This window comes from Serratia sp. J2 (assembly GCF_046269175.1).
Classification (GTDB): Bacteria; Pseudomonadota; Gammaproteobacteria; order Enterobacterales; family Enterobacteriaceae; genus Chania; species Chania fonticola_C.
In genome coordinates this window covers 16,772-28,855 of the sequence record NZ_JBKABN010000036.1, presented here as the reverse complement: position 1 = coordinate 28,855, position 12,084 = coordinate 16,772, and the positions used below count along the sequence as shown (strand labels likewise).

11 protein-coding genes are annotated in these 12,084 nt (G+C 55.1%); 10 read left to right on the top strand and 1 reads right to left on the bottom strand.

Annotated features, from left to right (window positions below; genetic code table 11):
• Positions 1-12: 12 nt before the first annotated feature.
• The 7 genes from rpsO (at position 13) to yedF (ending at position 7,380) form a co-directional block, all read left to right on the top strand.
• On the top strand, positions 13-282 hold the full coding sequence (gene rpsO / locus ACKWMY_RS25225) for a 30S ribosomal protein S15 (RefSeq protein ID WP_010279698.1): 270 nt from the start codon (positions 13-15) through the stop codon (positions 280-282).
• Positions 283-522: 240 nt separating this feature from the next.
• The gene (gene pnp, locus ACKWMY_RS25220) at positions 523-2,643 is read left to right on the top strand and encodes a polyribonucleotide nucleotidyltransferase (RefSeq protein ID WP_024529069.1); all 2,121 of its coding nucleotides are present in this window, start codon (positions 523-525) and stop codon (positions 2,641-2,643) included.
• 129 nt (positions 2,644-2,772) lie between these two features.
• Positions 2,773-3,657, top strand: coding sequence for a lipoprotein NlpI (nlpI, locus tag ACKWMY_RS25215; protein WP_024529068.1), 885 nt, complete (start codon positions 2,773-2,775; stop codon positions 3,655-3,657).
• Positions 3,658-3,774: 117 nt separating this feature from the next.
• The gene (gene yrbN, locus ACKWMY_RS25210; RefSeq protein WP_096335046.1) at positions 3,775-3,855 is read left to right on the top strand and encodes a protein YrbN; all 81 of its coding nucleotides are present in this window, start codon (positions 3,775-3,777) and stop codon (positions 3,853-3,855) included.
• On the top strand, positions 3,845-5,791 hold the full coding sequence (locus ACKWMY_RS25205) for a DEAD/DEAH family ATP-dependent RNA helicase (RefSeq protein ID WP_024529067.1): 1,947 nt from the start codon (positions 3,845-3,847) through the stop codon (positions 5,789-5,791). The genes yrbN and ACKWMY_RS25205 overlap by 11 nt, the downstream gene beginning before the upstream one ends.
• A 138-nt stretch (positions 5,792-5,929) precedes the next feature.
• The gene (yedE, locus tag ACKWMY_RS25200) at positions 5,930-7,144 is read left to right on the top strand and encodes a selenium metabolism membrane protein YedE/FdhT (RefSeq protein WP_024529066.1); all 1,215 of its coding nucleotides are present in this window, start codon (positions 5,930-5,932) and stop codon (positions 7,142-7,144) included.
• Positions 7,141-7,380, top strand: coding sequence for a sulfurtransferase-like selenium metabolism protein YedF (gene yedF, locus ACKWMY_RS25195; protein WP_021179059.1), 240 nt, complete (start codon positions 7,141-7,143; stop codon positions 7,378-7,380). The genes yedE and yedF overlap by 4 nt, the downstream gene beginning before the upstream one ends.
• Before the next feature lie 194 nt (positions 7,381-7,574).
• Here yedF and ACKWMY_RS25190 read toward each other — a convergent pair whose 3' ends face one another.
• Entirely contained in the window at positions 7,575-8,600 is a 1,026-nt protein-coding gene (locus tag ACKWMY_RS25190) for an LLM class flavin-dependent oxidoreductase (RefSeq protein ID WP_024529065.1), read from the bottom strand.
• Positions 8,601-8,803: 203 nt separating this feature from the next.
• Here ACKWMY_RS25190 and ACKWMY_RS25185 point away from each other — a divergent pair, with 203 nt between their 5' ends.
• Genes ACKWMY_RS25185 through ACKWMY_RS25175 form a run of 3 tightly spaced genes read left to right on the top strand, consistent with a single transcriptional unit; the run spans position 8,804 to position 12,050 of the window.
• Positions 8,804-9,775, top strand: a complete 972-nt coding sequence (locus ACKWMY_RS25185; protein ID WP_024529064.1) for an HlyD family secretion protein — start codon at positions 8,804-8,806, stop codon at positions 9,773-9,775.
• Complete coding sequence (locus ACKWMY_RS25180) at positions 9,757-10,911, top strand: ABC transporter permease (protein WP_024529063.1); 1,155 nt, start codon at positions 9,757-9,759, stop codon at positions 10,909-10,911. The genes ACKWMY_RS25185 and ACKWMY_RS25180 overlap by 19 nt, the downstream gene beginning before the upstream one ends.
• Positions 10,908-12,050, top strand: a complete 1,143-nt coding sequence (locus tag ACKWMY_RS25175; RefSeq protein WP_409487286.1) for an ABC transporter permease — start codon at positions 10,908-10,910, stop codon at positions 12,048-12,050. The genes ACKWMY_RS25180 and ACKWMY_RS25175 overlap by 4 nt, the downstream gene beginning before the upstream one ends.
• Positions 12,051-12,084 lie beyond the last annotated feature (34 nt).

The window sequence follows — 12,084 nt, the reverse complement described above, 5'->3', positions numbered from 1 at the left end:
TGGAGTATGACAATGTCTCTAAGTGTTGAAGCTAAAGCTAAAATCGTAGCTGACTTCGGTCGTGGTACTAACGACAGCGGTTCTACCGAAGTTCAGGTTGCCCTGTTGACTGCGCAGATCAACCATCTGCAAGGCCACTTCTCAGAGCACAAAAAAGATCACCACAGCCGTCGTGGTCTGCTGCGTATGGTTTCTCAGCGTCGTAAGCTGCTGGACTACCTGAAGCGTAAAGATGTAGCACGTTATACCAGCCTGATCGAGCGTCTGGGTCTGCGTCGCTAATCGAGCAAGTTTCAGTAGAAAGGGGCCTAATTTGGCCCCTTTCTTCTAGGAAGCATAAGCAAATCAGGTTAATGTATTACTGAGGATCTTCCGTTACAGAGGTTCGCGCGGCTAATGAGAGGCTTTATCTCATGAGAGATAAGGATTGTCATTAGTCGCGAGGATGTAGTGAGAAGGTCAGTGAACCACAGGCGTGTCGAGTCGAAGAACGATTGCGCGCCACCAATTAAGGATTAAATTTTGCTGACTCCGATTATTCGCAAATTCCAGTATGGCCAACACACCGTGACGCTTGAGACCGGTATGATGGCACGTCAAGCCACTGCTGCCGTGATGGTGAGCATGGATGACACCGCAGTATTCGTCACCGTAGTAGGCCAAAAGAAAGCCAAACCAGGCCAGAGCTTCTTCCCTCTGACCGTGAACTATCAGGAGCGTACCTACGCTGCTGGCCGTATCCCGGGTAGCTTCTTCCGTCGTGAAGGCCGTCCGAGCGAAGGCGAAACCCTGACTTCCCGTCTGATCGACCGTCCGATCCGCCCACTGTTCCCAGATAGCTTCCTGAACGAAGTGCAAGTGATCGCCACCGTGGTTTCCGTGAACCCACAGGTGAATCCAGACATCGTAGCGATGATCGGTGCCTCTGCGGCTCTGAGCCTGTCCGGTATTCCGTTCAATGGCCCAATCGGTTCTGCACGCGTGGGTTACATCAACGATCAGTACGTATTGAACCCAACCACCGACGAGCTGAAAGAAAGCCGTCTGGACCTGGTGGTTGCCGGTACCGCAGGCGCGGTGCTGATGGTGGAATCCGAAGCTGATGTGCTGAGCGAAGATCAGATGCTGGGCGCAGTGGTGTTTGGCCATGACCAACAGCAAATCGTTATCGAAAACATTAACGCTCTGGTTGCCGAAGCTGGCAAGCCGAAGTGGGATTGGCAGGCACCAGCGGTTAACGAAGCGCTGCATGCGCGCGTAGCCGAGCTGGCCGAGAGCCGTCTGGGCGATGCTTACCACATCACCGAAAAACAAGAGCGTTACGCTCAGGTTGATGCAATCAAAGACAGCGTAGTGGAAACTCTGCTGGCGCAAGACGAAACTCTGGACGCGTCTGAAATTCAGGACATCCTGGGCACCGTTGAGAAAAACGTCGTACGTAGCCGTGTGCTGCGTGGCGAGCCGCGTATCGATGGCCGTGAGAAAGACATGATCCGTGGTCTGGACGTGCGCACTGGCGTTCTGCCACGTACCCACGGTTCCGCACTGTTCACCCGTGGTGAAACTCAGGCACTGGTTACCGCCACTCTGGGTACCGCACGTGACGCACAGAACATCGACGAGCTGATGGGCGAGAAAACCGACAGCTTCCTGTTCCACTACAACTTCCCTCCGTACTCTGTTGGTGAAACCGGCATGGTAGGTTCACCGAAGCGTCGTGAAATCGGTCATGGTCGTCTGGCAAAACGTGGCGTTTTAGCTATGATGCCTAAACCAGAAGATTTCCCGTACACCGTACGTGTGGTGTCTGAAATCACCGAATCCAACGGTTCTTCTTCAATGGCTTCCGTTTGTGGTGCTTCTCTGGCACTGATGGACGCAGGCGTGCCAATCAAGGCTGCCGTTGCGGGTATCGCAATGGGCCTGGTGAAAGAAGAAGAAAACTTTGTTGTTCTGTCTGATATTCTGGGTGACGAAGATCACCTGGGCGACATGGACTTCAAAGTGGCCGGTAGCCGTGAAGGTATCACCGCGCTGCAGATGGACATTAAAATTGAAGGTATCACCCGCGAAATCATGCAGGTGGCTCTGAACCAGGCCAAGGGTGCGCGTTTGCACATTCTGGGCGTGATGGAACAGGCTATCAGTACGCCGCGTGGCGATATCTCTGAGTTCGCACCACGTATTCACACCATCAAGATCAATCCAGACAAGATCAAAGATGTGATCGGTAAAGGTGGCTCAGTCATCCGTGCGTTGACCGAAGAGACTGGCACCACGATCGAAATTGAAGATGACGGTACAGTGAAGATTGCTGCAACCGATGGCGACAAAGCGAAGTTCGCTATCCGCCGCATCGAAGAGATCACCGCTGAGATCGAAGTTGGCCGTGTGTATCAGGGTAAAGTGACCCGTATCGTTGATTTTGGTGCCTTCGTGGCCATCGGCGGCGGTAAAGAAGGCCTGGTGCACATCTCTCAAATCGCCGACAAGCGCGTTGAGAAAGTGACCGACTATCTGCAGATGGGTCAGGAAGTGCCGGTTAAGGTACTGGAAGTTGATCGCCAGGGCCGTGTGCGTCTGAGCATCAAAGAAGCTACAGCGCCAGAATCCGCTGCGGCTCCTGCACCAGAAGCAGAATAACTGTATCAGCAGTTTTACAGCTCCCTGCCGTTAGGGCTGGGGGCTGTCCTTATCACGTGGGTAGGATACTCGCGTATTAGCAAGCGGAGGACAGGACGTTCATCCAATGTTTGTCTTCGGGAGTGGGAAATGAAGCCTTTCTTGCGCTGGTGTTACGTTGCGACAGCACTATTGCTGGCAGGATGCAGCAACCATGATTGGCGTAAAGACGAAGTTCTGGCTATTCCGTTGCAGCCTACGCTGCAGCAGGAAGTGATCCTGGCGCGCATGGAACAAATACTTGCCAGCCGGGCATTAACGGATGATGAGCGAGCGCAGCTTTTATATGAGCGCGGTGTGCTGTATGATAGTCTTGGTTTACGTGCACTAGCGCGCAATGACTTTTCACAAGCGCTAGCGATACGTCCTGATATGCCAGAAGTTTTCAACTACCTGGGCATTTACTTAACGCAGGCAGGCAATTTTGATGCTGCCTATGAAGCGTTTGATTCTGTACTAGAGCTTGATCCAACTTACAATTACGCGCGTTTAAACCGGGGCATCGCACTGTATTATGGCGGCCGCTTCCCGTTGGCGCAGGATGATCTGCAGGCGTTTTATCAAGACGACCCAAACGATCCCTTCCGTTCGTTGTGGCTTTACCTGGCGGAGAGAGAAATCGATGCCAAGAAGGCCGATGTAGCGCTCCAGCAGCGTTATGACAAAGCGGACAGAGGGCAATGGGGATGGAATATTGTCGAATTCTACCTGGGCAAAATCAGCGAAAAAACGCTGATGGAACGCCTCAAGGCAGATGCAACGGATAACACTTCGCTCGCTGAGCATCTCAGTGAAACTGACTTCTATTTAGGTAAGCACTACCTAAGTCTGGGGGACAAGGACACCGCTTCGGCGCTGTTCAAACTGACGGTGGCTAACAACGTTCATAACTTTGTTGAGCACCGCTATGCATTGTTGGAATTGGCGCTGTTGGGCCAAGAACAAGACGACCTATCGGAATCGGACCAGCAATAGCTGACGGACACTTATCAGCCTGATTTACATTGGTTTTTTGACCAAAGTAATCGCCTTAACGGGCGAGGGCTTTTTTGTCTGTTTTATAATCTAATTTGAGCCGGTTCACACTTTTCAATGAAAATGACTGAAAATTTTCTCGACGAGTTATGTAGACTGGCTGCCATTATTAATGAGGCACGTGTACATGACTACTGAGCTTGAAACCTCTTTTGCTGACCTGGGGCTGTCTGCTCCGATCATTGCTGCCCTGACCGATCTGGGCTACGAAAAACCATCACCGATCCAGGCTGAGTGTATTCCTCACCTGTTGAACGGCCGCGACGTGCTGGGCATGGCGCAGACCGGTAGTGGTAAAACTGCGGCGTTCTCGCTGCCCCTGCTGCACAACCTCGATGCAGCCCTGAAAGCACCACAAATCCTGGTACTGGCTCCAACCCGCGAACTGGCGGTTCAGGTCGCTGAAGCCATGACCGATTTCTCCAAGCACATGCATGGCGTTAACGTGGTGGCCCTGTACGGTGGCCAACGTTATGACGTGCAGCTGCGCGCTCTGCGTCAGGGCCCGCAAATCGTAGTAGGGACTCCGGGCCGTCTGCTGGATCACCTGAAACGTGGCACCCTGAACCTTTCTGGCCTGAAAGGCCTGGTTCTGGACGAAGCCGACGAAATGCTGCGCATGGGCTTTATCGAAGACGTAGAAACCATCATGGCTGAGATCCCGGCTGAACATCAGACCGCGCTGTTCTCTGCAACCATGCCGGAAGCGATCCGTCGTATTACCCGTCGCTTCATGAAAGATCCACAGGAAGTGCGCATTCAGTCCAGCATCACCACTCGTCCGGACATTAGCCAGAGCTACTGGACCGTGCAGGGCATGCGTAAAAACGAAGCGCTGGTGCGTTTCCTGGAAGCTGAAGACTTTGACGCGGCGATCATCTTCGTACGTACCAAAAATGCGACCCTGGAAGTGGCCGAAGCGCTGGAGCGCAGTGGTTACAACAGCGCCGCACTGAACGGTGACATGAACCAGGCGCTGCGTGAGCAGACCCTGGAGCGTCTGAAGAGTGGCCGTCTGGATATTCTGATCGCCACCGACGTTGCCGCTCGTGGCCTGGACGTTGAGCGTATCAGCCTGGTCGTAAACTATGATATCCCTATGGATTCAGAGTCTTACGTTCACCGTATCGGCCGTACCGGTCGTGCTGGCCGTGCTGGCCGCGCGCTGCTGTTCGTAGAAAACCGCGAACGCCGCCTGCTGCGTAACATCGAACGCACCATGAAGCTGACCATCCCTGAAGTAGAACTGCCAAACGCAGATCTGCTGGGTGAGCGCCGCCTGGCCAAGTTCGCCGCTAAAGTTCAGCAGCAGCTGGAAAGCAGCGATCTGGATATGTACCGTGCGCTGCTGGCTAAGCTGCAGCCGGGTGAAGACCTGGATATGGAAACGCTGGCCGCTGCACTGCTGAAAATGGCACAGGGCGAACGTCCTCTGATCCTGCCACCAGATCCAGTGTTCAAACCACGTCAACGTCGTGAGTTCAACGATCGTGACGAACGTGGTAGCGACCGTCGTCGTGACGCACGTCCAGACAGCCGTGAAGCTGGTGCTGAGCGTCCACGTCGCGAACGCCGTGACGTGGGTGAAATGCAGCTGTACCGCATTGAAGTTGGCCGTGATGACGGCGTGGAAGTTCGTCATATCGTTGGCGCGATCGCTAACGAAGGTGACATCAGCAGCCGTTACATCGGTAACATCAAGCTGTTTGCTTCCCACTCCACCATCGAGCTGCCAAAAGGCATGCCGGGCGAGATCCTGAATCACTTCACTCGCACCCGCATTCTGAACAAGCCGATGAACATGCAACTGCTGGGCGATGCACAGCCGCATGAACGTCGTGAGCGTCCTGCCGGTGGTAACGGTGGTGAGCGCCGTGGCGGTGCCCGTCCATTCAACGGCGAGCGTCGCGAAGGTGCACCAGCACCACGTCGTTCTTTCGGTGAGCGTCGTGAAGGCGGTAATGCTGCCGGTGGCGAACGCCGTGGCGGTAACTTCAACCGTGACAAGCCAGCACCACGCCGTGACGATGCAGCAGCTCCTGCCGCACCACGTCGCCGTTTCGGTGATGCATAACCATTGATTTGACCGTTTACGGTTAATCAGCTTAAAAACCAGTCTTCGGACTGGTTTTTTTTTGCCTGGTATCTCAGTTAATACTGCTAAAGGGCGTATCATTCGCAAGGTTTATCTTACGGATGCACAGGAGCTGCCGTGAACTGGCAACAATTCAAATCTCAATACCTGGTGCGCTTTTGGGCACCCTTACCGGCGGTGATCGCAGCCGGGATCCTCTCGACCTACTATTTCGGCATGACCGGCACCTTCTGGGCGGTAACCGGCGAATTTACCCGCTGGGGGGGCCATATCTTGCAGTGGTTTGGCTTTCATCCCGAGCAGTGGGGCTACTTTAAGGTGATCGGCCTACAGGGCACACCACTCGATCGTATCGATGGGCGCATGATTATTGGTATGTTTGCGGGTTGCATCGCCGCCGCGCTGTGGGCCAATAACATCAAATTACGTATGCCGCAGCACCGCATCCGCATTGCACAAGCGCTGCTGGGCGGCATTATTGCCGGTTTTGGCGCGCGTTTAGCGATGGGGTGTAACCTGGCGGCCTTCTTTACCGGTATTCCACAGTTCTCGCTACATGCCTGGTTTTTTGCGCTGGCAACGGCGGCCGGTTCTTACTTTGGTGCCAAATTCACCTTGCTGCCGATGTTCCGTATTCCGGTCAAGCTGCAAAGAGTGAAAGCGGCCTCACCGTTGACGCAAAAACCTGAGCAGGCACGCCGTCGTTTCCGTTTGGGAATGGTGGTTTTCTGCCTCATGGTGGCTTGGTCATTATGGACGCTGTTTGATGCGCCGAAACTCGGTATCGCCATGCTGTTTGGTATCGGTTTTGGCCTGCTGATTGAACGGGCGCAGATCTGCTTTACCTCGGCGTTCCGCGATCTGTGGATCACAGGCCGTACGCATATGGCTAAAGCGATCATTATCGGCATGGCGGTCAGCGCCATCGGCATCTTCAGCTATGTGCAACTGGGCGTTTCGCCGAAGATCATGTGGGCCGGACCCAACGCGGTACTGGGCGGCCTGCTGTTTGGCTTCGGTATTGTGCTGGCTGGCGGCTGCGAAACCGGTTGGATGTATCGTGCGGTGGAAGGACAGGTCCATTACTGGTGGGTGGGGTTGGGCAACATTATCGGCGCCACGCTGTTAGCCTACTACTGGGACGATCTGGCGCCAACCTTGGCGACCAACTACGACAAGATTAACCTGCTAGACACCTTCGGGCCGATCGGTGGTTTGCTGGTGACTTATCTGTTACTGGCCATCGCCTTTGCCGCGATGCTGTGGTGGGAGAAACGCTTTTTCCGTGCCAAGCCAGATGCGCAGGTGGTGAACTTAAGGAGTGAAGTATGAAACAGACCGAGATCGTGCCGGATTACCGGTTGGATATGGTGGGAGAGCCTTGTCCTTATCCGGCGGTGGCCACGTTAGAGGCTATGCCGCAGCTGAAACCGGGCGAAATACTGGAAGTGATCAGTGACTGCCCGCAGTCGATCAATAATATCCCGCTCGATGCCCGTAACCATGGCTACAAGGTGCTGGATATTCAGCAGGATGGGCCAACCATTCGCTACCTGATCCAGCGCTGAGCCCCTCACCCCAACCCTCTCCCGAAGGGAGAGGGAGCTGATAGCCCCTGCTCGTTTGGCCGTAAAGAGATAATCCCAGCAAACCCGATCGCTTTCTCATCCAAGGTGAATCACACTAATTTCAAACATACTCGATCGGTTCCCTCTCCCTGTGGGAGAGGGTTAGGGTGAGGGGCGTCACCAATATATAACCCCTATCCCTTCACTAAATCGCCTTTCACCCCGGCAACAATCTCAAACGACCGTAAACGCGCCTGATGATCGAAAATCTGGCCGTTAACCATGATCTCATCCGCAGCCGTCTCGCGCAGCAGGCTTTGCAGGCCATGGCGGATGGTGCTTTCGCTACCGACGATCGACATGCGCAGAGCCTGATCCACGCCATACTGCTCGCCTGCGGTCCACAGCGCGTGGATATTATCGACCGGCGGCGGCAGTGGACCAGGCGAGCCACGGCGCAGGTTGATAAACTGCTGCTGCATGGAGGTAAACAGGAAGCGGGCGTTTTGGTCGCTGTCTGCGGCGACCACGTTGACACACACCATCGCGTGTGGCTGCTGGCACTGCTCAGACGGCGTAAAGTTCTCACGGTACACATTCAGTGCCTGGAACAGCATATCTGGCGCAAAGTGCGAGGCGAAGGCAAACGGCAGGCCGAGCTGTGCCGCCAATTGTGCGCTGTACAGGCTGGAGCCCAACAGCCAGATTGGTACATGTAGCCCTTGGCCCGGCACGGCCTGTACCGCTTGCCCCGGTTGTACTTCGCCAAAGTAATGTTGCAGTTCCTGTACGTCACGCGGGAAGTTGTCTACCTCGCCTGAGAGGTGGCGTCGCAGCGCCATCATGGTGCGCTGGTCGGTACCCGGTGCTCGGCCAAGACCCAGATCGATACGCCCAGGATAGAGTGACTCCAAAGTGCCGAACTGTTCGGCGATCACCAGCGGCGCATGGTTTGGCAGCATCACGCCGCCTGAACCGAGGCGAATGCTCTGGGTGCCGGAGGCTAAATAACCGAGTAATACCGACGTCGCCGCACTGCCGATGCCGGTCATATTGTGGTGTTCCGCTAGCCAGTAGCGCTGATAGCCCCACTTTTCGGCATGTTGCGCCAAATCCAGCGAGCAGTGAAATGCGTCGCGCGCCTTGGCTCCCTGAGGGATCGGGGATAAATCCAGTACCGAAAGTGGTACCCGTGTGTGTTCAGTCATTTCATCGTCCATTGTGCTTATCAGGTTGATCGCTTAAAGGGCGATTGCAGGGATCTGCAACTAAAAAAGCGATTATGCTTTTAGTGTTAAAAGCATAATCGAAAATACGGTTATAAAAGGGGATATATGTGCTCGCAATATCCTTATGAGAATAATGGGTTTTTTACAGCTATGATGGTTTTTGTTTGCACGCTGATGTTCAAGGGGCTGAAGTAATGAAAAAGAAGACGCTGTTTACCCTGCTGCTGATGGGGATAGCTATCGCCATGGCGGTGCTATTCCGCGCGCATAATCAGGATTTGTTGTTGCAGGGCGAAGTGGATGCCCCCGAAGTGATCGTCGCTTCCAAAGCCAAGGGCCGGGTGATAGAGCGCCTGGTAGAGCGTGGGGACGATGTGAAAACCGGGCAACTGCTGCTGCGGTTGGAGAGTCCGGAACTGATAGCCCAGCTACGTTCGGCGCAGGCTTCGCGGGATGAGGCCCAAGCACAGTTGGATGAATCGCTGCATGGCACCCGTGAAGAAAGCATCCGTAACCTGCGTGCCAACCTGGCACAGGCCGAGGCACAATACCAGAATGCCCAACACGATTACGACCGTAACCTGAGCGTCGCCAGCAAAGGCTACGTATCCAAATCTGAGTTGGACAGTTCACGCCGTGCGCGTGATACCGCCTATCAACAGGTGCAGGCTGCCAAAGCCAATTTGGACGAGGGCATCAATGGCGATCGCATCGAACTGCGGCAGAAATATGAAGCAGCCCTGCGGGCGACTGAACAAGATCTGCTAGAAATTCAGGCCCAGACCGACGATCTCCTGGTTAAAGCTCCGGTTGATGGCGAAGTGGGGCCGATCCCGGCTGAAGTCGGTGAGCTGCTCAACGCCTCTAGCCCGTTGATGACGCTGATCCGCGTACCGGATGCCTATTTCGTGTTTAACCTGCGGGAAGATATTCTGGCTCACGTCCGCAAGGGGGATAAGGTCCAACTGCGCGTCCCAGCGTTGAAAGACCAAACGATCGAGGCCGAAGTGCGCTATATCGCCCCGTTGGGGGATTACGCCACCAAGCGTGCCACACGAGCGACCGGTGACTTTGATCTGAAAACCTTTGAAGTTCGTTTGTATCCGTCGCAGCCGATAGATGGCCTGCGCCCAGGGATGAGCACCTTATGGCAATGGAAAGAGTAAGGGCAGGCTGGCGCTGCTTCAGCCACGCGTTCAGTAACGAGTGCCGCATCGCTTTTCGCCGGCCGGTGGTTCACTGGCTGGGGTGGATCTTCCCGTTGATCCTGTTTGGCCTGATCAGCAGTAACTTCTCGGAAGGGACCTTGCTCGATCTGCCGGTTTCGGTGGTGGATAACGATCACAGCCCGCTATCCAAAAACCTGATCCGCAAGCTGGATGCGGGTTCTCATGCCCATGTGCAAGCCTATGACGGCGGTCTTGATGAGTCGTTGCGCCGTCTGCGTAGCGCGCAAGATTATGCTTTACTGTCTATCCCGGCCGATTTTGAGGCGGACGCGCTGGCGGGCAATCAGCCGAGCGTGGTGCTCTATTACAACGCGCTGTTTTACGGTGCTGGGCTGTATTCTACTCAGGATTTCAGCGGCCTGATGGCCGAGGCCAACGCCAATTACCGCTCGATCATTGCCGGGGCCATGGGCAAGTCGCTGCCGCCGCTGGCGGATGTCACTCTCAACTACGGCAGCCTGTTCAATGCCAGCGGCAGTTATATCTATTATCAGCAGTTTGCCGCCACCATTCATATGCTGCAGCTGTTTGTAGTTACCTGCATGATTTACGTGATGGCACGCAGTAAATCTTTGCTGAAAGCCAAACCCTTTAGTCTGGCACTGTTGGGGAAACTGGCTCCCTATACTCTGTGCTTTACTACCTTGCTGATGGTAGAGATTGCCGCGCTGGTGGGCATTTTTGACGCTCGCGTCAGCGGCAACCCGCTGTTTATGCTGATGATTGGCTTCTTCTACGTGATGGCGGCACAAAGCATCGGCCTGTTGCTGTATACCTTTACCGGCAGTGCCATTACCGCCTACACCCTGATTGGCATGTTGGTGAGCATTGCACTGACTTTCTCTGGCATGGCAGTGCCCGAGCTTTCCATGCCGCTACCGGCGCGTATCATCTCCAATATCGAGCCTCTTACCCACGCGCTGTACGCCATGTTCGACGTCTTCCTGCGGCAGGTGCCCGCCAGCGCCATCCTCAGCGTATGTGCGCTGTTAGTGGTCTACCCGTTGGTGACCGCACTGTTGGTGCGTAAACGGCTGCTGAAGCGGCTGGCAAAAGAGGAGACGGTGGGATGAAAAGCTATTGGCTCACTTTCCGCAAAGTATTGACGAGCATGTTGGAACGGCCGATGTGGCTGATGCTGATCCTGTCGCTGTGCATCATGAGCATGGTTTATGCCAACCGCACCGTGTGGGATCTACCGGTGGGGGTGATCGATCAGGATCACAGCACCGCCAGCCGCCAGCTTATCCGCCAGTTGGATGCCACCCCGAAGATCGCCATCCAAACCTACGACAGCCTGGATGAGGCGAAACGCGATCTGGGTTGGCGCAAACTGTTTGCGGTGATCATCATGCCGGTGGATCTGGAGAAGAAGATCCTCAACGGCAAAAACATCGAGATCCCGGTGTTCGGTGATGCCACCAACCGGCTGGCGAACGGCCAGATCCAGCAGGACGTAGTGGCGGCCTACCAGCAGTTGCTCGGCCAGTACAACACCTCACTATTGATGCGCAGTGGTTTCAGCGAACGGCAAGCCCAGGTCATACTGATGCCGATCCAAGGCCAAACGCTAGACGTATTTAACCCCGGCATCAGCTTTGCGGCGATTATCTTCCCAGGTTTGTTGGTGATGTTATTGCAGCACTCGCTGCTGATCGCCTGCGTGCGCGTCAGCATTGTGTTGAAAGGAACGCCGGGCGGTAAGCCGTCGCTTCCTGTTTATCTGGGGGGGCTATCGGCCCTGTTGCCGATCTGGCTGTTCTTGTCGATTGTGTTATTTGTGTTGTGGCCCTGGGTCTTGGGCTATCGTCAGACTGCAGCAATCCCCGAGATCTTGCTGCTGACCTTCCCGTTCCTGCTTGCGGTGCTTGGGCTAGGCAAGCTGGTGACCGAATGCTTGCGCAGCGTGGAGATGATCTACCTGACGCTGTCGTTTATCACCACCCCGGTGTTTTACCTTTCCGGTACCATCTGGCCGCTGCAAGCGATGCCGCAGTGGGTCAGGGCGATCTCCTCGATGATCCCCTCAACCTGGGCGACCAAAGCCATTGCTGGCGTGAATCAGATGGGGCTATCGCTGCGTGATGTCGGCGGGGACGTCGCCATGCTGCTGTTATTGGGGGCGATTTATACGCTGATTGGTATTGGCGTTGGAGCCGTGCGTAACCGCGTGGGGCTGCGTAATCTATTTCGTAAACGTCGGACTTCCTGATAATCATGGGGCCAGAATGCTGGCCCCATAGTGA